At 56.9% G+C, this 21,255-nt stretch carries 20 protein-coding genes; 9 read left to right on the forward strand and 11 right to left on the reverse strand.

Features of this window, described 5'->3' with window-relative positions:
* Window positions 1–248: 248 nt before the first annotated feature.
* Window positions 249–527 (forward strand): VF530 family protein, encoded by a 279-nt coding sequence (locus GRPL_RS08860; RefSeq protein WP_032696169.1) that lies wholly within the window; start codon window positions 249–251, stop codon window positions 525–527.
* A gap of 30 nt (window positions 528–557) precedes the next feature.
* Here the strand turns inward: GRPL_RS08860 and GRPL_RS08855 are convergent, their stop codons facing one another.
* Window positions 558–1,505: an AraC family transcriptional regulator gene (locus tag GRPL_RS08855; protein ID WP_032696170.1), complete on the reverse strand. Its 948-nt coding sequence runs from the start codon at window positions 1,503–1,505 to the stop codon at window positions 558–560.
* A gap of 108 nt (window positions 1,506–1,613) precedes the next feature.
* Here GRPL_RS08855 and GRPL_RS08850 point away from each other — a divergent pair, with 108 nt between their 5' ends.
* Window positions 1,614–2,813: an MFS transporter gene (locus GRPL_RS08850; protein WP_032687665.1), complete on the forward strand. Its 1,200-nt coding sequence runs from the start codon at window positions 1,614–1,616 to the stop codon at window positions 2,811–2,813.
* A gap of 24 nt (window positions 2,814–2,837) precedes the next feature.
* On the opposite strand, the gene GRPL_RS08845 is transcribed toward GRPL_RS08850, so the two are convergent.
* A complete protein-coding gene (locus GRPL_RS08845) occupies window positions 2,838–3,311 on the reverse strand; it encodes a GNAT family N-acetyltransferase (protein ID WP_223526187.1) in 474 nt (157 codons plus the stop codon).
* Between the two features lie 300 nt (window positions 3,312–3,611).
* Between GRPL_RS08845 and oxlT the strand changes: the two genes are divergently transcribed.
* Window positions 3,612–4,886 (forward strand): oxalate/formate MFS antiporter, encoded by a 1,275-nt coding sequence (gene oxlT, locus GRPL_RS08840; RefSeq protein WP_046852492.1) that lies wholly within the window; start codon window positions 3,612–3,614, stop codon window positions 4,884–4,886.
* Between the two features lie 84 nt (window positions 4,887–4,970).
* On the opposite strand, the gene pgtP is transcribed toward oxlT, so the two are convergent.
* The gene (pgtP, locus tag GRPL_RS08835) at window positions 4,971–6,356 is read right to left on the reverse strand and encodes a phosphoglycerate transporter PgtP (RefSeq protein ID WP_032696173.1); all 1,386 of its coding nucleotides are present in this window, start codon (window positions 6,354–6,356) and stop codon (window positions 4,971–4,973) included.
* A gap of 526 nt (window positions 6,357–6,882) precedes the next feature.
* On the opposite strand from pgtP, the gene GRPL_RS08830 reads away from it, so the two are divergent.
* Genes GRPL_RS08830 through pgtA form a run of 3 tightly spaced genes read left to right on the forward strand, consistent with a single transcriptional unit; the run spans window position 6,883 to window position 11,310 of the window.
* A complete protein-coding gene (locus GRPL_RS08830) occupies window positions 6,883–8,076 on the forward strand; it encodes an ABC transporter substrate-binding protein (RefSeq protein WP_099973228.1) in 1,194 nt (397 codons plus the stop codon).
* Window positions 8,073–10,100 (forward strand): two-component system sensor histidine kinase PgtB, encoded by a 2,028-nt coding sequence (gene pgtB, locus GRPL_RS08825; RefSeq protein ID WP_032699820.1) that lies wholly within the window; start codon window positions 8,073–8,075, stop codon window positions 10,098–10,100. Before GRPL_RS08830 ends, pgtB begins: the two co-directional genes overlap by 4 nt.
* Entirely contained in the window at window positions 10,066–11,310 is a 1,245-nt protein-coding gene (pgtA, locus tag GRPL_RS08820) for a two-component system response regulator PgtA (protein WP_032687668.1), read from the forward strand. Before pgtB ends, pgtA begins: the two co-directional genes overlap by 35 nt.
* A 10-nt stretch (window positions 11,311–11,320) precedes the next feature.
* Here the strand turns inward: pgtA and GRPL_RS08815 are convergent, their stop codons facing one another.
* Window positions 11,321–12,646, reverse strand: coding sequence for a uracil-xanthine permease family protein (locus tag GRPL_RS08815; protein WP_032699821.1), 1,326 nt, complete (start codon window positions 12,644–12,646; stop codon window positions 11,321–11,323).
* 60 nt (window positions 12,647–12,706) lie between these two features.
* Window positions 12,707–13,831, reverse strand: coding sequence for an aryl-sulfate sulfotransferase (locus tag GRPL_RS08810; RefSeq protein WP_032699822.1), 1,125 nt, complete (start codon window positions 13,829–13,831; stop codon window positions 12,707–12,709).
* Between the two features lie 198 nt (window positions 13,832–14,029).
* Here GRPL_RS08810 and GRPL_RS08805 point away from each other — a divergent pair, with 198 nt between their 5' ends.
* On the forward strand, window positions 14,030–15,049 hold the full coding sequence (locus GRPL_RS08805) for a LacI family DNA-binding transcriptional regulator (protein WP_032699823.1): 1,020 nt from the start codon (window positions 14,030–14,032) through the stop codon (window positions 15,047–15,049).
* Window positions 15,050–15,061: 12 nt separating this feature from the next.
* On the opposite strand, the gene GRPL_RS08800 is transcribed toward GRPL_RS08805, so the two are convergent.
* From GRPL_RS08800 to GRPL_RS08785, 4 genes are all read right to left on the reverse strand, one after another.
* Window positions 15,062–15,610, reverse strand: coding sequence for a DUF924 family protein (locus GRPL_RS08800; protein ID WP_080718633.1), 549 nt, complete (start codon window positions 15,608–15,610; stop codon window positions 15,062–15,064).
* A gap of 40 nt (window positions 15,611–15,650) precedes the next feature.
* Entirely contained in the window at window positions 15,651–16,259 is a 609-nt protein-coding gene (locus tag GRPL_RS08795; RefSeq protein ID WP_172619946.1) for a maltose acetyltransferase domain-containing protein, read from the reverse strand.
* Window positions 16,260–16,452: 193 nt separating this feature from the next.
* The gene (locus GRPL_RS08790) at window positions 16,453–17,034 is read right to left on the reverse strand and encodes a nuclear transport factor 2 family protein (RefSeq protein ID WP_032699824.1); all 582 of its coding nucleotides are present in this window, start codon (window positions 17,032–17,034) and stop codon (window positions 16,453–16,455) included.
* Between the two features lie 236 nt (window positions 17,035–17,270).
* Window positions 17,271–18,506, reverse strand: coding sequence for an MFS transporter (locus GRPL_RS08785; protein WP_032699825.1), 1,236 nt, complete (start codon window positions 18,504–18,506; stop codon window positions 17,271–17,273).
* Window positions 18,507–18,648: 142 nt separating this feature from the next.
* On the opposite strand from GRPL_RS08785, the gene GRPL_RS08780 reads away from it, so the two are divergent.
* Entirely contained in the window at window positions 18,649–19,104 is a 456-nt protein-coding gene (locus GRPL_RS08780) for a winged helix-turn-helix transcriptional regulator (RefSeq protein ID WP_032699826.1), read from the forward strand.
* A 109-nt stretch (window positions 19,105–19,213) separates the two neighbouring features.
* Window positions 19,214–19,576: a glyoxalase/bleomycin resistance/dioxygenase family protein gene (locus tag GRPL_RS08775; RefSeq protein WP_032687708.1), complete on the forward strand. Its 363-nt coding sequence runs from the start codon at window positions 19,214–19,216 to the stop codon at window positions 19,574–19,576.
* A gap of 154 nt (window positions 19,577–19,730) precedes the next feature.
* Here the strand turns inward: GRPL_RS08775 and GRPL_RS08770 are convergent, their stop codons facing one another.
* Window positions 19,731–20,051: a putative quinol monooxygenase gene (locus tag GRPL_RS08770; protein WP_032699828.1), complete on the reverse strand. Its 321-nt coding sequence runs from the start codon at window positions 20,049–20,051 to the stop codon at window positions 19,731–19,733.
* Between the two features lie 216 nt (window positions 20,052–20,267).
* Window positions 20,268–21,158 carry a DMT family transporter gene (locus GRPL_RS08765; RefSeq protein WP_032699829.1) on the reverse strand — a complete coding sequence of 297 codons (891 nt, stop codon included), beginning with the start codon at window positions 21,156–21,158 and terminating at the stop codon, window positions 20,268–20,270.
* Window positions 21,159–21,255: the final 97 nt, after the last annotated feature.

The raw sequence follows: 21,255 nt of genomic DNA on the forward strand, positions 1-21,255 counted from the left end.
ATTCAGGTTCAGGGTTCGGGGACAACAACAGCGCATGGTGATTTCCTCATTCTGTGGGGTGAACACAGCTTGCCTCAACGGCAAATAATCAACCAATAACCTTCTTTTCTAATTTATGACCGGGCGGGGTTCTGTGCTTTTGCGAATAATGGATAAAGGTGACGCGAACCTTCTTTCAACCTTGCGCAGGGGCGATGTAGCCAGTATGGTGTGCGACATTTCCCAGGTATTCAGGATTCAACATCGCAATGCAGCCTTCCAAAGATCCTCTTCATGGCGTCACCCTCGAGGCTTTACTCAACGCCCTGGTGGCAAAGTATGGCTGGGCCGAGTTGGCAAAACGGATCAAGATCAACTGTTTTAAGAGCGACCCGAGCATCAAATCGAGCCTCAAATTTTTACGGCGAACGCCGTGGGCGCGCAAAGCAGTTGAAGACCTCTATATCGACTCCCTCGACGATTCAAGCTCCGCCAGTACGCCGCTACCGGCGGATAGCCCGTGGGCGAACTGGCAGAAAAAAGAGTAGGGCGTAGCCCGGGTGTGATGGTCCGTCGCGTTACAGCACCGTCTCGCCACGGAGCGACCCCGGCGCCTTGCCGGTGATGCGCTTAAAGGCCCGGCTGAAGGCGGCTAGCGAACTGTATCCGAGGCGGAAGGCGACCTTTTCCAGCGTCTGACCTTCATCCGAAATATACTGCACGGCCAGACGCATCCGCAGCTCGGTAAGATAACGCGCGGGTGTGGTACCGGTGGCGGTGAGGAAACGCTCCGCAAAAACGGAACGTGAGGTCCCGGTCTCGCGGGCCAGATCTTCGACTTTCCAGTTAATGCCGGGCTGCTGATGCATAACGTAAATGGCTTTGGCCAGCTTAGGGTCGCGCAGCACCTGTACCCAGCCGGTGGCGTTGCCGCAACCGCACTCCACCCAGCCGCGAACGATCAGCGCGGCGACCACATCGGCCAACCGCGCCAGAATACCGGCATAGCCCGCCTGTCGGGTGAGGCTTTCGCGTTCCATGGCCGCCAGCATCGGCTGGATTTCCGGGCGGCTGGTCAGCAGGCTGCTGACCAGCATCACTTCCGGCATCGCTTTGACCAGAGGCTGCATGCCGCCCAGCTCAAAGTCCATACACGCGCTGAAGATAATGGCGCTGTCGCTTTTCGCGTCGTCGCACGCGTTTTTGACGCAGCTTACCGAGCCACAAACCGGTTCGCTGGGAAGTCTGGAGACGTTGACTACCGATGCCTGGTCATCAGAGAGCAGCACGTGCCCATCGCCGTTGGGAATAAACAGCGCATCGCCGCTTTGCAACATTAAGCGCTGGCCGCTGACCATGCGCAGCAGTACCGGTCCCCGGCTGACAAAGTGAAACTGCGCTTTACCGGGCACGAAGCCGAACTCGACGCCGAAAGGACGGGAGGTTTCGATGCGCCGGTAGTTGACGCCGGAAAGGCGCATGCCGCGCAGAAGTTCGCTGGTGAGATCGAGGGCTTGCTGAGTCATAACATCATTCCCGGACGAATTATCAATAATCACAGAGTATTTATCATAGATCGTCCTGGCGTAACCTCCTAACCTTAACGAAATGTTAATTGTTCTGGAGAGATGTTTATGAGTTCCTGCATTGCAGCTGAAGAGAGCCTGGCAAATGCCAGGCCCGCGTGGCGCGCCGTCTATGCGCTGGCGCTGGGCGTGTTTGGCCTGATTGTTGCCGAGTTCCTTCCCGCCAGCCTGTTGACACCGATGGCGGCCAGCCTTGGGGTCAGCGAAGGGATGGCAGGGCAGGCGGTGACCGCAACGGCCCTGGTGGCGCTGGTGACCGGCTTGCTGATCACCCCCGCCACCAAAAATATCGATCGCCGCTGGGTACTGATGTTCTTTTCTGTCCTGCAGATCGTCTCCAGCCTGATGGTGGCCTTCGCCAGTTCGCTGGAGTTTCTGCTGCTGGGACGCCTGCTGCTGGGGATAGCGATCGGCGGGTTCTGGTCGATGTCGACCGCCACGGCGATGCGTCTGGTGCCTGCCGCGTTGGTGCCGAAAGCGCTGGCGGTGATCTTCTCCGCCGTGTCGATAGCGACCGTAGTGGCTGCGCCGCTGGGCAGCTATCTGGGCGGCCTGATCGGCTGGCGCAGCGTCTTTATTCTTTGTACGGTCCCAAGCGTTCTGGCGCTGCTGTGGCAACTGTGGGTGCTGCCCTCAATGCGCCCGGAAAGCGTCGGCAGCTTTGCTACGCTGTTTAAGGTGCTGCGCCGTCCCGGCATGGTTGGCGGGATGCTGGCCACCATTTTAATCTTCAGCGGCCATTTTGCCTTTTTCACCTATCTGCGGCCGTTCCTCGAGACCGTCGCCCAGGCCAGCGTCGAAGGCGTCTCCCTGATTTTGCTGGGATTCGGGGTGGCGAACTTTATCGGGACCTCGATCGCCGGGCATCTGTTGAGTCGCAGCCTGCGGTTGACGCTGGCGCTGGTTCCTCTGGCTATGAGCGTGCTGGCGCTGATGATGGTGACGTTCGGTCATATCGCGCTCCTCGATGGATTGCTGGTCGCCATGTGGGGCTTCGCCTTCGGTCTGGTACCGGTAGGCTGGTCAACCTGGCTGGCGACGACGGTGCCGGATGAAGCGGAAAGCGCGGGCGGGCTGCTGGTTGCCTCTATTCAGCTGGCGATCAGCGCCGGAGCGGCCGGCGGCGGGGCGGTGTTTGACCTCAATGGCGCCAGCGGCGTCTTTACCGGCAGCGGTTTACTCTTGCTCACCGCCATGATTATTGTCTTTGCCGGCGTGCGGGTGAAATCCACGGTCAGCGAAGAATAAATCCGCGCCGCGTTAACGATGCGCCTACGGGCGCATTTTCTTCGCCTGTTGTTCCGGCCAGGCCGCTTTGCGTTCCAGCAGGTGATACGCTCCCTCGTCGCTGATCCCTTCGCCAATCGTGACAAAGCCGCTGGCGGCATAAAACGCCAGCGCATTGCGATTACGCGTCAGGCACTTGAGCCGATAGCCGTGCTCTTGCCAGCCGGGTAGTACCTGCAGCAACATTTTACCAACCCCGCAGCCCTGACGGGCGGGAGCGACATGCAAATGGTGAATAAAGTGGTCTGGCATCCAGACGGCAATGAAGCCGGCCAGCTCTCCCTGAGGATCGTGTGCCAGCCAGATCGTTTCACCTTCAGTCTGCTTTTCCAGATCGGTTAAGCGGAAATCGGTGACGTTCAGCCACGTAAACGTATGACACCGCGATAAAAGAAACAGCCGCTGTAATGCCGGCCAGTCATGACGGGTTGCCTGACGAACTGAAATAGTCAATCTCACTCCTTTCTCTTTTCTCTGCCTGAATCCGGAACATCCCCGGCGGCGACGCAATTATAGCGAATCTCCCTTTTTACCTGCACATCTGGCGAACAAAAATCGCCCTTCAGCGGTGCAGGGCTGCGGCACGACGGCCGGTTATTTTAATAATGCACTGATAAATAACAAATAAGTAACGTGGCACGGTTAATGCTTAGCACTGTAAGTATTGGGATGCGCAGGGGACGGGGCGGGGTTTCAACGACCCCATACCGTCGTGGCCGTCATTTTTGATTTGTGGCTAACGGATTACTGGAGCTGATTATGACCGTTCTCAGAGAACCTTTGGTTGTCGCCAGATATGGCAAATGGACGCAACTCGCACTTGGCCTGATCTGTATGGCTGCGATATCCAGTCCACAATATGTCTGGACGTTGCTGACCAGACCGTTGACCGACAAGCTGGGCGTCGGGTTAGCGGAACTACAGGTGACCTTTTCGCTGTTGATTATCCTGCAGACGTTTTTCTCGCCGTTTCAGGGACGGCTGGTTGAACGCTTTGGCCCGCGGCTGCTTATCTCTCTCGGCACGGTCATGGCGGGGCTGAGCTGGGTTCTCTCGGCTCAGGTCAGCGGCCTGGCCGCGCTGTACCTCGTCTATGGCGGCCTCGGCGGGCTGGGGACCGGTATTGTCTATATCGGCGTCGTCGGTTTAATGGTGCGCTGGTTTCCCCGCCATCGTGGATTTGCCGCTGGCGCCGTTGCGGCAGGGTATGGCATGGGGGCGATTATGACCACCTTTCCTGTCTCCGTCTCGCTGGGCCAATACGGATTAGAACAGACCATGACGGTCTTCGGCCTCCTCTTTGCCGCCGTGGGATTTCTGGCCAGCCAGGGGCTGAAACTGCCGCCCGATAGCGGTGCGTTGCCCGCCAGCCAGACCGTCGCGCAAAGTAGCCGGCAATTCACTTCGCGCGAAATGCTGCGCCAACCGCTTTTCTGGCTGATGTTTGCCATGATGGCGATGATGTCGACCTCCGGACTGATGGTGACGTCGCAGATGGCGGTCTTTGCTGAGGATTTCGGCATCAGTAAGGCGGTGGTGTTCGGCATGGCCGCGCTGCCGCTAGCGCTGACTATCGACCGTTTTACCAATGGCCTGACGCGACCGCTGTTCGGCTTTATTTCCGATCGCTATGGCCGGGAAAACACCATGTTTATCGCCTTTGCGCTGGAAGGGGTGGCGATGACCCTGTGGCTGGCCTGTCGTGACGATCCGATGCTGTTTGTGCTGTTGTCCGGCGTGGTGTTTTTCGGCTGGGGGGAGATTTTTTCGCTGTTTCCCTCCACGTTGACCGACACGTTCGGCAGCGAATATGCGAGCTCTAACTACGGCTGGTTGTATATATCGCAAGGGATCGGATCGATTTTTGGCGGCCCGCTGGCGGCGCTGCTGTACCAGCATACTCAAGGGTGGGAGGTGGTCTTTAGCTGCGCGATAGGACTTGATTTTATTACCGCCGCGCTGGCGATTGCGCTGTTGAAACCCTGGCGCGCGCGGTTTATCCGTCAACACAGTGATGCTGCCGCGATTGACTAAAGGCTCTCCGGATGTCTGCCCCGGCGCCAGTTTGCCGCCGCCGGGGCTATTCTTTATCTCAACCTTTATCTCATACCGGCGAATTTACGCCTGTGCCAGCGACAGCTCGTGCGCGTTGGCCGCCTCCTGACGCTTACGTTCCAGCTCCAGCGCCCCACGGTGTGACAGATAGCAAAACAGAATGCAGCACACCACGCCGCCCATCAGCAGATAGAAACCGCCGTGCCAGCCCAGCTTATCCACCATCACGCCGAACAGACTGGTGCCCAGCGACGCGCCGAAGATGTAGCTCATAAAACCGCGTAAACCAACGGCAGAACCGACCGCAAAGCTCGGCACAATCTCCATAGTCTGTACCGAGGCCAGAAATTGCGGGACGTAAATCAGGCAACCCACAATGGCGGCAAACACCGTGACCATAAACAGCGAATCACTTTTCCAGTAGCCAATCAGGCAGAAGAAGATCAGCGTCATGCAGATCATCGCCAGCGGCATGCGGCGACCTTTAAACAGCTTATCCGACAGCCAGCCGGCCAGCAGCGTCGACGGAATGGCCGCCCATTCGAAAAACAGAAACGCGACGCTCATCTCTTCTTTCGAGAAGTGCTTCACCGACAGAAGATAGATAGGCAGCCAGCTGATCATTCCGAAGCGCACCATGTAGACGAACACATCGACCATCGAGACGTACCAGGCGTTCTTGTTTTTCAGCACATAGGTACAAAAGATTTGCCATGCGCTCATGTTTTCCGGGGCTTTTTCCACTTTGCCGGTATTGAGCAGCACTTTCTCTTCCGGGAGCATTTCGTCGAGCGCCGGCAGCCCTTCGCTGCGCGGCGAGCCTTTTCCCAGAATCAGCACCACAACGGCAAACAGCACCGCAACCGCGGCGGGGACGATATAGCTGGCGGTCTGCCAGTGTTCGGTCCCGAGCAGCGCAAAAGCGGTTCCGACGATGGGGGCGACAATACCACCGCCAACGTTGTGCGAGATGTTCCAGAATGCGCCGACCCGGCCACGTTCGCGGCGTGGAAACCAGTTGGCGATGGTGATAAACGAGGGGCCAACGCCCATGCCCTGGAACAGCCCGTTGATCACCACCAGCGCGACGAAAATCCAGAACGCGCTGCTGAAGCCCAGCCCGACGTTCACTGCCGCGCACATCACCAGCCCGCAGGCCATAAAGACTTTCGGGCTGGCCTTATCCGCCAGGCTGCTCATCACCCCTTTGCTGATACCGTAGGCGATCAACATGCAGCTGCTGAGCATGCCAATTTGGGTGGCGCTCAGGTCAAGCTGCTCTTTGAGGTAGGGAGTCGACAACGTGAAGTTATTACGCACGATGTAGTAGGCGAGATAGCCGAGGAAGACGCTCAGTAGCGCCTGCATCCGATAGCGTTTATAGGTAGGGACAATTTGTTGCGCAGGAATCGTGGCCGCGGCGACCTTGGGTTTTAATAATGAAAGCATAACCGTACCTGTATTTTATTAGCGGTGGTGAATGTCGGGATAATTCAATTAAGCTGTCGTCAGTACGTTATCAATTGTGGTGAAAACAAAGCGGCAATACAATCCAGGCTATTTGAGTCAAAAATGACTCAAATATAAATCCGGAGGTTCTTTTTTTGACCCAAATATATTTCACGGCCATCACTCTTTTTGTGAAATACTTAGCCGAGCTGGGTGCAAATTGCGCAATAGCCCTAAGGGCCTGCGTTCTTGTTAGTTTGACCTTGTTAACAGTATGATTTTAATAGCGGTGGTAGGCTGTTTATTATTCTGTAGGATAAAGCCGAATATGGATATTTCCCCGGCTTTAACGAACGCGTCGGGCAATGAACTTTTTTGTCACAAAGCTCAGCGAGATATTATTTATTCATGTTCTGGTTTTATGAAAACGATCACAAAACGCTGGCAGCGAGAAGGGTATTTCATGACAAAACGGTCAAATAAACGACAGCGGGGCTGGGGTATTGGACTCTTCCTCAGCTTGCTGATGGTCTTTAGCGTTGAGGCCAAAAAGAATGAGCTGGTGATTGCCACCACTTTCTCACCTGATGCGACCGCCTATATCATCAGCCGCTGGCAGACTCAGCCGCAATCGGTGATCATCCGTACTCTGAATCGCACCAGCGCCTCACTGGAACAACTGCTGGACGGCGCCGGAGGCGAGAATATCGATCTGGTGCTGACTTCATCGCCCATGCTGTTGCAGCACCTGCAGGAGCATCAGCGACTGGCCGCCTACCCGGACGCGCCGGCCCAGTCGCAGCAGCGGGTACCGGCTTCGATCCGCGGTACCGCAGTCGCGGTGGCCATCTCCGGGTTTGGTCTGCTCATTAACCAGCGTAATCTCCGCGAGCGCCAGCTGCCGCTGCCCGCCAGCTGGGACGATCTGATGCAGGCGCGCTACCAGGGCACCTTATTAATGAGTAGCCCCTCGCGTTCGGATACTAACCATCTGATGGTGGAATCGCTGCTGCAACAGGAGGGCTGGAACCACGGATGGGAAATCATTTTGAGCATGGCGGGGAACCTGATCACTATCTCCAGCCGCAGTTTTGGCGTGGCGGATAAAATCAAAAGCGGCTTAGGCTCGGTCGGCCCGGTGATTGATAACTACGCCAATCTGTTGCTCGACGATCCAAACCTGACGTTTCACTATTTTCCGCACTCGGCGGCGTCACCTACCTATGTGGCGATGATTGGTCATAACCCGTACCCGGCGGATGCCCGGCGCTTTATTCAGTTTTTGCTCAGTCCGGAAGGCCAGCAGGCGCTCTCGGATACCAACACCGGAAAATACTCGATTATCCCCGATCCGGGAAATACACCGCGCGCGCGCCAGCAGCGCCAGCTACTGAGCGAACCCTCACTCAACTATCAGCTGATCCTGCAACGTCAGCGTCTGGTACAAAAGTTGTTTGATACTGCGATAAGCTTTCGTCTGTCGCAGCTGAAGGATGCCTGGCGAGCGTTGCACAATGCAGAAGCCCGGCTAAAAACGCCGCTACCGGAGGTCCGCGCGTTGCTGACCGCCATGCCGGTCAGCGAGCAGCAGAGTCGCGATGAGGACTATCTCCGACAGCTGGATAATAAAGATCGGGCCGAACAGCTTATGATGGAGTGGCAGCTCTTTTTCCAGGAACAACAGCGGCAGGCGATCGTTAAACTGGAGAACCTGAAATGAGGTTGCCCGGCTTTATCAGGAACCTGACCATCAGCGCCAGCCTGCGCGGCGCGTTCCTGACCGGCGCGCTGCTGACCCTCGTCGTCAGCGGCGTCAGCCTCTACTCCTGGCACGAGCAGAGCTCGCAAATTCGCTATGCGCTCAACGACTATTTCCCGCGGATTCAGACCTCGTTCCTGATTGAAAACAGCCTGAATACGCTGGTCGATCAGCTTAATGAGTTTTTACTGGCGGCCAATACCACCTCGCGCCTGCAATTACGCAACCAGATCCTGCAACACCTGGATGACATCGACAGGTTAAGCCAGCGTCTTGATATGCCGGAACGCCAGCAAATTGAGCTGACGCTTCGCGACAGCCGTCAGCTGCTCGCCAGGCTCGATCGTTCGCTCTACAACATGTTTATCGCGCGGGAAAAGGTCAATGAAATCACCGCGCGGATTAACTGGCTGCATGATGACTTTACCTCAGAGATGAACTCTCTGGTGCAGGACTTCAGCTGGCAGCAGGGCGCCTTGCTAGATCAGATGGAGGACAAGCAGGGACACGCCGTTCATCGTCTGCAGGCCAATCTGCGGGCGGTGCAGGGGGAACAGCAGCAGGTCTACACCCTGGCGCGTATTGAGAGCCAGATCATCAGCGACCTGCGCGACAGACTCACCGAGGTGCAGTCCAGCACGGAGGGCGACGGTAACGTGGAAGGGCATATTCGCTACCTGACCTACCTAAAAAACACCGCGGATGAAAATATGCATCTGCTGGAAGGCTATCCCAGCACGATAACCCTGCGGCAGACCATTGACGAGCTGCTCGATACCGGGATCGCGGAAAACAAAATGCCGGCCGCGATTCGGCAATATATTGAAGCGCAAAAGGCGCTGGCGCAGGTGACGCAAGCCAAAGAGAGCACGCTGGCGCGTTTTCGCGCCCAGCTGGAGTCCCAGCTCAGCGACAGCCACGGAAAAATGCGCGCCTTCAATCAGCGCCTCGAACATACCATGTGGTTCAGCGGCAGTCTGATTCTGATTGCCACGCTGCTGGCGCTGGCGCTGGCATATTTGCTCAACCACTATTTTATCCGTTCGCGGCTGGTTAAACGCTTTATTCAGCTTAATCAGGCGGTGGTGCGTATCGGACTGGGCGATGTTAACGCCGCTATTCCGGTGTATGGCGAAGATGAACTGGGGCGCATCGGGAAACTGCTGCGCCATACCCTGGGACAGCTTACTCAACAACGCCAGCTGCTGGAACAGGAGATCGCGGAGCGCAAGAGGATCGATCTCCATCTGCGTACGACCCAGGATGAGCTGGTTCAGGCGGCCAAGCTGGCGGTCGTCGGGCAGACGATGACGACCCTGGCGCATGAAATCAATCAGCCGCTTAACGCTCTGTCGATGTATCTCTACAGCGCCCGCACCGCCATTAAGCATGAGCAGATGGCCAGCGCCAGCCAGACCCTGGCCAGGGCGGAAGGGCTGATTGGCCGAATCGACGCCATTATCCGCAACCTACGGCAGTTCTCTCGTCGTTCGGAAGCGGATACGCCTGCCAGCGCCGTCAGTCTGCGCCAGGCATTCGTTGCCGCCTGGGAGCTGCTGGCGCTGCGCCATAAACCGCTGTGCGGTGTACTGAACCTGCCGCCTGATGAACCGCAGGTCCTCGGTGACGAGGTGCGCATCCAGCAGGTGCTGGTAAATGTGCTCACCAACGCGCTGGATGCCGCCCAGACGGCGCCCTGCATTAGCGTGGCATGGGAACGTACGGCGGAAGGCTGGACGGTGATGATTGCGGATAATGGCGGCGGCTGGCCGCTGGCGCTGGCGGGGTCGCTCCTCAAGCCGTTTGTAACCAGCAAGCAGCTGGGGCTGGGGATCGGCCTGTCGATCAGCGAATCATTAATGATACAGATGGAAGGGCATCTGCGGCTGGCGTCGACGCTGGATCGTCATGCCTGTGTTGTTTTGCAATTTTTAGCTACGGAAATAAGCCATGTTGACCGATCACCACAATATATTGCTGATTGACGATGACAGCGATGTCCTCGACGCCTATACCCAGCTGCTCACCCAGGCCGGGCATCGGGTTTACGCCTGTGGCGATCCGCTGCGCGCGCAGGATCTGGTCAGCGAAGCATGGCCCGGTATCGTGCTCAGCGATGTGTGTATGCCGCACTGTTCCGGCATCGATTTGCTGAAGATACTGCTTAAACACGACCCGCATCTGCCGGTGATATTAATTACCGGCCATGGCGATGTCCCGATGGCGGTTGAGGCGGTTAAGAAAGGCGCATGGGATTTTCTGCAAAAACCGGTTAATCCCGGGCAGCTGCTAGACCTGATCGATAAAGCGCTGGCCCAGCGTCAGTCGCAGGTGGTGCGGCGACAGTGGCAAAAAGAGCAGCTGGAAGACAACCTGATTGGCCGCAGCGAGTGGGTTACCCAGATGCGACAAACGCTTCAGCAGCTGGCCGAAACGGATGTCGCGGTCTATTTTCATGGCGAACGGGGAACGGGGCGAACGCTGGCGGCATGCTACCTGCATCGCCTCAGCACGCGCGGCGACCGGCCGATAATTTTCGGCGATATCCTGCAAGGCCAGGAGGCACCGCTGCAGGCGTGGTGTGAGCAGGCGCAGGGCGGGACGCTGGTTCTGCGGAATATCGAGTTTCTGAGCCAGGCACAGCAGCTGGTACTGGCCCATCAGCAAGCGCAGGATGAACCGCCGTGTCGACTGGTTGCCACGGGGCTGCAGCCGCTCATTGCCCTGGTGGGCAATAACCTTATTCTTCCCGATCTCTATTATTGCTTTGCCATGACCCAGCAGTTTTGCCCGCCGCTGGCGCAGCGTCTCGACGATATCGAGCCCCTGTTTCTGCACTATCTACAGCAGGCCTGTTTACGGCTGAATCATCCGGTACCAGAACTGCCGGCGGCGCTGGCTAAAAAGCTGGTCAATCGCCATTGGCCGAACAACGTGCGCGAACTGGCAAATGCGGCCAAGCTATTTGCCGTCGGGGTGATGCCGCTGGCCGAAATCCCCAATCCGCTGCTGCATCAGGTTGAGCCGATGCAGCTTGACCAGCGGGTTGAGGATTATGAACGGCAGATCATTATTGAGGCCCTGAACATCCATCAGGGCCGGATCAACGATGTCTCAGAGTATTTGCAGATCCCGCGCAAAAAGCTCTACCTGCGAATGAAAAAATTTGGCTTAGACAAACATCATTATCGCTGAGCGGTACGGCCTAATGCTTAAGTCTGACGGCCGCCCGTTTTTCGCTCAGCATAAACAGCGAATTGACGATGATGGCAGTCAGGGTGCCGGCCGCCATACCGTTGCCCAGTACCATCTGTATTCCTGACGGGAAATTCTGATACAGCCCGGGTACAAGTATCGGCAACATCCCCATCGCCAGACCGGCAGCTAAGGCATAGGTTTTCCCCGGCGTATGCAGCGGTTCGCGGGCAATCATACCGATGCCGATGACGCCGATGATGCTGAAAACGATCACCGCCGTACCGCAGACCACCGGGCCTGGCAGGCAGGTGGCAAGGCGAACCAGTGGGGAAAGCAGCGCAATCAGGATCAGCAGCGCTCCCGCCGTCGCCGTGACATAACGGGATCTGACGTTGGTCGTGCGCACGACGCCAATATTTTCGCCGGAGGTAATAATCAGGGAGGTGCCGAACAGTCCTCCCAGCAGCGAAATAATGGCGTCGCCGCGAATCGTCCGGGGAATCGCTTTGTGCACGTTTTGCGGCGAGTTGACGATCTCCGCGGTGGCGATCGTTTGCCCGGCCGCTTCCGCCATTGAGATGACGGCGTAAATTAATAACGGTAGCGAAGCCGTAAGATTAAAAACCGGCCAGCCGAACGGAAACAGCTGTGGCAGGCTGAACAGCGGCCCGTGACTGACCTCGCTGAAATCGGCGCTGCCCAGGGCCACCCCCAGCAGAGTACCGGCCAGTAAACCAAACATCACCGACAGCTGACGCAGGATCCCGGTAAACGCCAGCGCGAAGATAAGCGTAATCAGGATGGTCGTCAGCGCCAGAAGAATGTGGGTTGGCTGGGCAAAATGGCCGCTGCCCGGTGGCCCGATAATCAGTCCGCCGTACAAACGAATCAGGTTAATCGAGACCATCAGCAGCATGATCCCGATGATAAACGGCGGGAAATGGTGCAGAAAACGGCGGAAAACGGGCAGGGCGATAAAGTAAAACAGCGACGTTAAGATTACTGCGCCAATCGCCGTCTGTATCGACGTTTGTAGGGCAATCGCGATAAAAATTGCAATCGGCGCGCCGCCGGGCACCATGATGAAAGGCAGCCGCGCGCCGACGCTCCCGATACCGAGGCTTTGTACGATGGCTCCCAGCCCGCACAGCAAAAAGGTCGCGCTCAGTAGCGACGTGGTGACGGTATCGCTGAAGTGCAGCGCCTGGGCGATGAGGAAAACGGCGGTGATTGGCGTGGCGACCACCACCAGAACATGCTGAAACGCCAGCAACAGCAGAGTTTGCCAGGGCAGGGCTTCGTTATCCGGAATATCCGAGTCAGAACGCGGCATAGATAAATGCCTCCCAAAGAGGTCAAAAGAGAGCCGTCGACACAGGCCGACGGCGGCGAATTATTTCAACCACGGCAGCGCATCGGCAGCATAGCGGTGCGCGCGGAAAGCGCTGTTCTGCAGACCGGGGATAATGCCCTTGCTGAGGTGTTCCGGGTAGGTATTGAAGTAGGGAATGATGTATTCCCATACCGTCTCGCCCTGCGGCGTCACTTCAAACAGACGGCCAAATGCCGATTCGCAAATAAAGGTGTTGCCGTTCGCCAGGCGCTGAGCGCTTCCCATATAGGGCGAGAAAAAAGCAGGGGGGAAAATATCGCGATATTGCCAGGTGATAGCCATGGTGTGTGGATCGAATTCCAGCACCGTTGAGTGCGGAGAGGTTACCCCCTGACGAAGATTGCCGTTATCAAACACCAGAATGGTGCCATTGGCCATCTCGACCGGCGTGTGCTGTTGGGCGACAATATCCGCTCCCGCGTGCCAGACAACGTTGCCACTCTCTTTCTCTACGGCAATGACGCCGGATGTTGTGCGCAGGCTCATCAGCACCAGCCCCTCACGGGTAACCGAGAGGCCGTTGATCATCGGCCAGTGACGGCGATCGAAGATCTTATGTACCGGATAATCCTCCGGCGACAGATGCTCCCAGGCGCGCCATTCCCATACCACTTCGCCGTCGCGGTTAACCTCTTTGACGACATCGCTTTGAATGATGCCATCCGGCGCATCGCGGCGCGGGTCGCCGCCGGTAACCCGGGCGGCTATTTCCGCCGGCAGCGGGGCGGCGGCGGTGTACAGGAGATGACCGTTCGCCAGCCACTGCGCATCGTGATGATGGAAAATATCCTCGTAATGCCAGACCACTTCGTTATCCGGCGTGACTTCATAGAAATCGCCGCCGTGCCACAGGTCCCAGGCCGGATAGAGATTCGCCGAGGTGCGATGGCTGCCGTTATAGCCGAGGTTGCCGTTAGGTAACAGCACCGCATCACGTCCGGCGCGAACCGGGAGCTGCCACTGGTGCGCCACCTCTCCTTGTTCATCAATCAGATAGACCCGACCTTCGGCAGTCTGTGGGGCAAAGAGGGTATAGCCGCCAAAGCTTTTCTCCCTGTTGGCGAGGGTCAATCCGCTCGGACGACGCCCGAGGGTAAAAGCCGGATCCTGAGATAAGTGTGCCACGTAGCCTCCTGAGGAACGATTTGCCGTCAAAATTGTTCATTAAAACGTTTTAATGAAGCAACATTAGATAGGAACGACCGTTTCAGAGCTACGGGTGATAGCCACTTTTTTAATATGATTTTGTTATGTCATAGTGCGGAAAATCATACGAGGGAAATGTGCTACCCTGAGCGTAAAAACACAGGGAACGCCAGGTCTATGTCTGTTCACGATAAGAAACGCGCAAAACTGATCGATGTTGCCCGTCACGCTGGCGTGTCGCCGGGTACCGTCTCCAATGCGTTGCATAACACCCGTTTTGTTGAACCTGAGACGCGACAGCGAATCGAAGAGGCGATTCAGGCGCTCAACTACACCCCGAATATTCGCGCGCGCCAGCTACGAACCGGAAAAACAAACACCATTGCACTTCTCTCTTCTCTGCCGCTGACCATTGCGTCCGGGGCGTCGAAGCTGGGTTTTATGATGGAAATTGCGCTTACCGCAGCGATTATGGCGCTGGAGAAGCAGCATGCGCTGATCCTGGTGCCGCCGGGAAAGAACCCGCTGGATATGGTGACCTTTGATGCCGCGATTCTGCTGGAACCCGCGGAAAACGATCCGCAGCTGCGCGCGCTTGAGCAGGCAGGGATCCCCTGTATTACCATTGGCCGCACGCCGGGAACGCCAACTCCGGTTCCATGGGTGGATCTCCATTCTGCCGCCACGGCCACGCTGCTGCTGACGCACCTGCAGACGCAAGGCGCCGACCGGTGCGCGCTTTTTGTCGGTACAACGCGTCGGGCCTCAACGCTGGAAACGGAAGCCGCTTACCAGCTCTGGTGCGAAGGACGGCAGGCGCCGGTCATCTATTACCTCAATGAAGAGGAGGGGGAAACCGCTGGCTATCAGGCCGCGCGTCGGCTGGTGCAGGATAATCCCGATGTGGATGGCCTTCTGGTACTGGTCGACACCTTTGCCAGCGGGGCGGTTCGCGCCTTTCATGAAACCGCCACCGCGATCCCCCAACGAATGCGCTTAGCCACCCGATACGACGGTATTCGTGCCCGAGAATCCCAGCCGCCGCTGACATCGGTGAACATGCATCTCGATGAGGTCGCCAGGCAGGCGATTACGCTACTGTTTGCCGTGTTGGCCGGGCAAAACGTCGCTGGCAGCCGCGGTCAGATGCCGGAACTGGTGGTCAGAGCCTCAAGCCGTTTGCCTGAATTGAGCTGAGCGCGGTGACGACTACCGTTGCTTTTGAAGCCAGCAAAGCTCTTCCGGCGTCGAGCTCCTGCCGAGCGCCTGATTGCGATACGGATAGCGGCCAAACTGGTCGATCACCCGCTTGTGCTCGGTTTCTGCTCTGAGTGAACGTGTGCTCGCGTAGCGCTGATAGAGCGTGAGCGTAGTATCATGAATGATTGGCGATTCCGAATGCATAAATGGCAGCAGGGCAAAATCGCGTCTTTCAACAGGAAGCTGGTCAAAGTCAGGTTGTTTGACCAGTTCCTGTGCCAGGACCAGCGCCATACCGTCAGCCGCGAATGAAAATGGGCTATTGCGAAACAGATTGCGTGAAAACTGATCGAGCACGATGATTTCCGCCAGCCGGCCGGAGAGGCTCTCCCGCCACTCGGCCAGCTCACCGCGCAAGGCTGCCTGATGAACCGCAGAAAAGCGGTGACGAATCTGTTCATCAAAGCCCTCGTCCGAGCGGAACCAGCGTTCAGGCGGGGTTTGATGAAACCAGAACTCCAGAATTTCGTGGGCGTCTCTCATCGTGTTAACCGACATCTTCACTCCTGTTATGAATCCTCAACGACTGCCTGCGGTTTTACTCCGCATCCATCACCGGCAAACCTGCCAGCGCGTTCCGGCGATCTTGTTCGCCGATCGGTCTGTGCACCCGGCAGGGAACGCCGGCGGCGACGACGTTGGCGGGAATATCTTTTGTTACCACGCTACCGGCGCCTATCACGCTGTTACGGCCAATGGTCACGCCAGGATTAATGATTGCGCCGCTACCGATCCACACATTGTCTTCCAGCGTGACGGTCTGTGAAAACTGCTGACCGGTGATGCGAACCGCGGGGTCAATCGGGTGTCCGGTGGTCGAGATGGTGACGTTAGGGGCAATCATGACATTATTGCCGATAATCACTTTGCCATCGTCGACTACCACCAGATTAAAATTTGCGTAGAAGTTATCGCCGATACTGATTTGGCTGCCGTAGGCCACGTGCAGCGGTGGCTCAATCCATACGTTATTCCCGACGCGGCCCATCATCTGGCGGATCAACGCCACGCGTTTCTCGGGTTCTGCGGGGGACGTATGGTTAAATTCATACGCCAGCATTTTTCCCCGCAGCCGCTCTTCCGGCATCCCCTCATCCATATCGGTATACAGGTAGCCACTGGCGAGTCGTTCCCTTTGCGTCATCATCTTGAGATCCTTTGTATTGCTGAAGTAGAGGGCCTACCGCATCTGGTTTACGTGCCATCGCGCGTCCGCCCGGACCAAGGGCGGGGTCTCGCCAGGGTGATAAGCCGAGACATTAATGAGGCTATAAAAAATACTTTTTTATACATATCACGGATTTGTGTTAAAAATCGAACCCGGATTGTTGATAATGTGCTTAGGCCAACAGCCAGCTTTTCGCTTCGGCTTTCATCTTCACTTCCAGTTCGCTGCCGCGGGTAGCAAAAATCCGTCCCAGCGGAAAACCGCTCTGTTCCAGGAGATAGGCCAAAGCAGCGTATTCACGGGGGTAAGCCTGCGCTACCGACGGGTCAATCTCAACCGGACCGAGCGGGAAGGTAAAGGTACCCATATCGTAAATGCTCTGCCGGTGAAACAGCCTCCACACTCCGTCTCTTTTTTCTGCCCGATCGTAAAACCGGTTATGGCATTCACAGCCCAGATTGAGTTTGACGTTTTCAGCGATGATCATGGCGTTGGTCTCAAGGATGGCTTTGTTGCAGCTGGCGTTAAAGGTGATCACGGGTGTGCCGATAAGGTGTTTGGTGCGTAGGTCCGATGCTCCCATCCGCATGGAACCGTCGACAAAATCGCGCGCCAGCCCTTCAAACCACGTGATTTCGATCGTGCCATCAGGGTGAAACAGCTGACGTAGCGCGGCCCATTCACCGAGGTCGCGATGCATCCAGCCATTCACCAGGTCGTTGAGTTGTTGGCGGTCTTGTTGTTGATTGTTCATCGCTTCAGTTCCTGTTAGTTGACAGCCTTCAGTTTGCGTAACGGCAGGGTTAAATTCAAATAGTCAGTTCAGAAAGCGCGACCCGGATGCGGAGGTGACGGCGACGTTTGCCTGGCAGATAGATGTTGGCTACATAGCCGATAATAGTACCACCCGTTCACCCGTTCACCCGGTATCACGGTATATCAGGCGGGGCGCGGGAAGATGATGGTCGCACCGTCGCCACCCCGTTACATCTAACGGACAGGCGATCTTTTCCGTAACCCCAGCCAGAAAATCAGCGCCGCCGCGCTGATGCCGGCACCAGCCAGACACACTGCGTTCCAGCCCCAAAGCGCATAACATTGTGTCGCCACCACGGCCCCCAGCGCGCTGCCGACAGAGTAAAAGCCCATGTACGCTCCGACTAACCGACTTTGCGCGTCGGGCCGTGCGGCAAATATCAGGCTCTGGTTAGTGACATGGACTGCCTGTACGGCGAAATCCAGAATGATGACTCCGATGACCAGCAGCGGCAGGGAGGTTTCGGCCCTGGCGATCGGGGCCCAGGCAAAGAGCAGTAATGCCAAAGAGATGCCGGTAACGCGCTGTGCTGCCCCGCGATCGGCCCAGTGTCCGGCCTTTGACGCGGCCAGGGCGCCGGCGATGCCCGCCAGGCCAAACAACCCGATCTGCGTATGCGAAAGTCCCTGAGCGCTGAGAGGTAAAACCAGAGCCGTCCACAAGACGCTGAAGGCGGCAAAAATCAGCAGCGCAAAGATGCCTCTGACCCGTAGCGTCGGTTCCGTCATCAGCAGGTGGAAAACCGATGCCATCAGCGCCAGATAGCTTCCTGACATGGGCACTTTCCTGGCGGCCGGCATCGTCTGAGAAAGCACCGCGGCCAGCAACAGCATCAGGCTGGCTGCGCCCAGATATACCGCGCGCCATCCGGCAAGATCGGCAATCACCCCTGAGGTTAAGCGGGCGAGAAGAATCCCCAGCACTACGCCGCTGGTGACCCTGCCTACCGCTTTACCGCGCTCGGCAGGGGCGGCCAGCGCGGCGGTACAGGCCACCACGATCTGCACAACGACCGCCATGATCCCGACAAGCGCCATGGCGCCGAGGAACATGAACCAGCGTTGTGACAAACCCGCGACCGTCAGCGCGGTCGCCAGTAGCAACAGCTGGGTGATAACCAGATATTTGCGGTTCACAAGGTCGCCGAGCGGCACAATAAACAGCAGACCGACCGCATAGCCGATCTGCGTCATGGTTACCACCAATCCTACCGTTCCGGGCTGTACGCTGAGACTTGTTGCCATCGATTCAAGCAAAGGCTGGGCAAAATAGACATTGGCAACGGCCAGCGCCGCCGTCAGTGAAAACAGGAAGGTGAGCCACGGCGTTAACCGCTGTTCCTCCCGATCGGACTCGGCTGCGTAGTCCGTTAACGCCGTCTCTTCTTTCAGGCATGGCTTCGTCTTCATGATGTTTTCCCGCGTGAATGGTGGTTTCTTTTTAAAACCAGATTATTCATAATTAATCATAAAGGTTTTTTTTTGCAACTAGTTTCGTTTGCGCTTATTCTGGCGGCAGTGCAATTCGCCCAGTGAAAGAAGGAGATGCCGAATGGCGAAGCAGAAATCACTCACCGACGGTGAATGTCCGGTCGCCAGGACTCTGGAGGCAATCGGCGAACGCTGGTGCATGATGATCATTCGTGAGGCCTTTGACGATGTCCGACGCTTCAGTGAATTTCAAAAGAATCTCGGTCTGGCAAAAAACATCCTCGCCTCGCGCCTGAAGCAGTTGGTTAATCTGGGCGTGTTCGAGATCTGTCCGGCATCTGACGGCAGCGCTTATAAAGAGTACGTGCTGACCGAGCGTGGTCGCGCCGCATTTCCCATCGTGGTGGCCATGCGGCAGTGGGGGGAGCGCTACATGTTTGAACGCGGAGAGGTGCATTCGGTACTGCTGGATAAGGCGTCGAACCGGGCGGTTATGCCACTGGAGGTGCGCTCTGCTGATGGCAAACCGCTGGCGCCGCAGGATTGCCATCGTCGGCGAGTGGTAAAAGGCGATTAGCGGCGGAAAGTCAGGCGCCGCCGGTCAGCTATACTCATTCCACTTCCCGGCGCAGGCAACAAGCGCGCATCGCCGGGCAATGTTCATCCCGCGAAATGAGGTCAGCTTTATGAATACTGAAATTAAGGGGGGAATTGATATTGCGATGAAGGTTCCCCCGCACCAGTATCAGCAGACGCTGGATTTCTACCGGCAAACGCTCAGGCTTCCGGAGATTACGGATAAAGCGCCAGCCACCGGCTTCATCCTTGGCCCAAACCGACTGTGGATCGATGAAGCGCCGGGCCTCAGTCAGGCGGAAGTCTGGCTGGAACTGTTCACACCCGATTTTCACGCTGCGGAAAAACATGTTGAACAACATGGCGTCGTACGCTGCGACGCGGTTGAGCCCTTACCGGAAGGGTTTAAAGGGGGATGGATCATGAATCCCTGCAATATTGTCCATATGCTGCGGGAACCAGAGGCCTGGTAATCTCTCTTTGCCGATGGGCTACCGACTGGCCACCGGCGATTATTTATCATCCCGGCATCAAGACCCCCATCTTGGATAGAGGTCTTCTGGCCTCTACGCCATGACGGTGCGGTGACTCAATCAGCGCCCGTCTCATTTTTTGCTGCCAGCCAAATCACGGCAGTTTGCTTAACCGCTGCACGTTCAGGCTTGCCAGCTTGCCAGCTAAAATCTCGAGAAAGTCATCATGGTAAGGCATCGCCACGTGTTCTCTCAGATCGTCCTCAGATTTCCAACGTTCGATAAAGACAAACGACACGTTACCCCGCTGACTGAGATCGCGGACATCGGGAATGGCATGACTTTCATGCAGGTCGTATTGCAGGCAGCCCGCTTCCTTGCGGGTCGGGGCAACCATAGCCCTGGCAGCGTGGCGGATAGTATCGATAAATTCAGGAAAGGGCGTAAGGGTGGCAATAATATTGACTTCACTCATTGGGGCGCCTTTTGTTCAGCGGGGATAAGCCTGGGTTATCTGAGCCAGGGACCAACTATTCAGAGTAGTCGCGTGCGGGGGCTTGATCCAGCCCGGACCACCATCGCGTCAGGCTGCCAGAGCTGAGGCGATGATGGAGGGCGTCGTGGCAGAAAGCAAACGCCATAGCCCTGTACCCCATTGAATCAAGTCGATACCAGGGCCAGGAATAGCATGTTACATGGCAAATTTTCGCGAGCCGATCACGCATAATATAACGCCCAGCGTGATCAGCATCATCAGCGGGCTGACGGTTTCATGCAGGAGCGTAGCCGATAGCGTCAGCCCGAGGAACGGCTGTAACAGCTGTAGTTGACCGACGGCGGCAATCCCCCCAATAGCTAGCCCTTTGTACCAGAAGATAAAGCCGATCAGCATGCTGAAGAGTGAAACATAGCCTAGCGCCAGCCAGGCGGAAGCAGAGATCTGGCTTAAAGAGGCCGGCAGAGTCAGAATGGATGCCATCAGCATAAAGGGCAGGGAAATAATCAGCGCCCAGCTGATGACCTGCCAGCCGCCCAGCACGCGAGTCAGTTTCGCCCCTTCCGCGTACCCCAGACCGCAGACAATCACGGCGGCCAGCATCAGCAGATCCCCGGTCAGTGAAACGGCGGCGCTCTGGGATAACGCAAATCCCATGACCAGCAGACTCCCCAGCAGAGAGAAGATCCAGAAAATGGGTTTTGGCCGCTCGCCGCCTCTAATTACGCCGAAAATCGCCGTGGCGAGCGGCAGCAACCCTAAAAAGACGATGGAATGCGCCGACGTCACGTGCTGCAACGCCATTGCGGTCAGTAAAGGGAAACCGACGATCACACCGAGTGATACCACGACCAGCGGTAACAGCTGGCCCGCCTGCGGGCGTTTTTCCCGAAAGCCAAAAATGAGTATCATCGCTAACGCCCCGGCAATAGTTGCCCGCAGGAAGGTCAGAAAAAACGGGTCCATATCGAGCACGGCGACCCGTGTGGCGGGTAAAGATCCGCTGAATATCACGACGCCGAGCAGACCATTTAGCCAGCCGGAAACTGAACCTGGTGCGGCTTTATATGCTGTAGAATTTACCACTATGACCTCACGTTGCGGGGACACTCATCATCTTGAGCATCGGGTGCGCCGATGGTAATCTCACAAATCTGATACAATCAAATTATTGTCATGGATA

The organism is Klebsiella planticola ATCC 33531 (assembly GCF_000735435.1).
In the GTDB taxonomy this organism is placed as follows: domain Bacteria; phylum Pseudomonadota; class Gammaproteobacteria; order Enterobacterales; family Enterobacteriaceae; genus Klebsiella; species Klebsiella planticola.

Excerpts from the sequence above, each read along its gene's own strand:
- GRPL_RS08855 (WP_032696170.1), bottom strand. The coding sequence starts at position 1,505 with ATGACTCAGCAAGCCCTCGATCTCACCAGCGAACTTCTGCGCGGCATG.
- GRPL_RS08770 (WP_032699828.1), bottom strand. The coding sequence starts at position 20,051 with ATGAGTGAAGTCAATATTATTGCCACCCTTACGCCCTTTCCTGAATTT.
- GRPL_RS08795 (WP_172619946.1), bottom strand. The coding sequence starts at position 16,259 with ATGATGACGCAAAGGGAACGACTCGCCAGTGGCTACCTGTATACCGAT.
- GRPL_RS08775 (WP_032687708.1), top strand. The coding sequence starts at position 19,214 with ATGAATACTGAAATTAAGGGGGGAATTGATATTGCGATGAAGGTTCCC.
- pgtP (WP_032696173.1), bottom strand. The coding sequence starts at position 6,356 with ATGCTTTCATTATTAAAACCCAAGGTCGCCGCGGCCACGATTCCTGCG.
- oxlT (WP_046852492.1), top strand. The coding sequence starts at position 3,612 with ATGACCGTTCTCAGAGAACCTTTGGTTGTCGCCAGATATGGCAAATGG.
- GRPL_RS08805 (WP_032699823.1), top strand. The coding sequence starts at position 14,030 with ATGTCTGTTCACGATAAGAAACGCGCAAAACTGATCGATGTTGCCCGT.
- GRPL_RS08860 (WP_032696169.1), top strand. The coding sequence starts at position 249 with ATGCAGCCTTCCAAAGATCCTCTTCATGGCGTCACCCTCGAGGCTTTA.
- GRPL_RS08815 (WP_032699821.1), bottom strand. The coding sequence starts at position 12,646 with ATGCCGCGTTCTGACTCGGATATTCCGGATAACGAAGCCCTGCCCTGG.
- GRPL_RS08830 (WP_099973228.1), top strand. The coding sequence starts at position 6,883 with ATGGTCTTTAGCGTTGAGGCCAAAAAGAATGAGCTGGTGATTGCCACC.
- GRPL_RS08785 (WP_032699825.1), bottom strand. The coding sequence starts at position 18,506 with ATGAAGACGAAGCCATGCCTGAAAGAAGAGACGGCGTTAACGGACTAC.
- GRPL_RS08780 (WP_032699826.1), top strand. The coding sequence starts at position 18,649 with ATGGCGAAGCAGAAATCACTCACCGACGGTGAATGTCCGGTCGCCAGG.
- GRPL_RS08850 (WP_032687665.1), top strand. The coding sequence starts at position 1,614 with ATGAGTTCCTGCATTGCAGCTGAAGAGAGCCTGGCAAATGCCAGGCCC.
- pgtB (WP_032699820.1), top strand. The coding sequence starts at position 8,073 with ATGAGGTTGCCCGGCTTTATCAGGAACCTGACCATCAGCGCCAGCCTG.
- GRPL_RS08790 (WP_032699824.1), bottom strand. The coding sequence starts at position 17,034 with ATGAACAATCAACAACAAGACCGCCAACAACTCAACGACCTGGTGAAT.
- pgtA (WP_032687668.1), top strand. The coding sequence starts at position 10,066 with ATGTTGACCGATCACCACAATATATTGCTGATTGACGATGACAGCGAT.
- GRPL_RS08800 (WP_080718633.1), bottom strand. The coding sequence starts at position 15,610 with ATGTCGGTTAACACGATGAGAGACGCCCACGAAATTCTGGAGTTCTGG.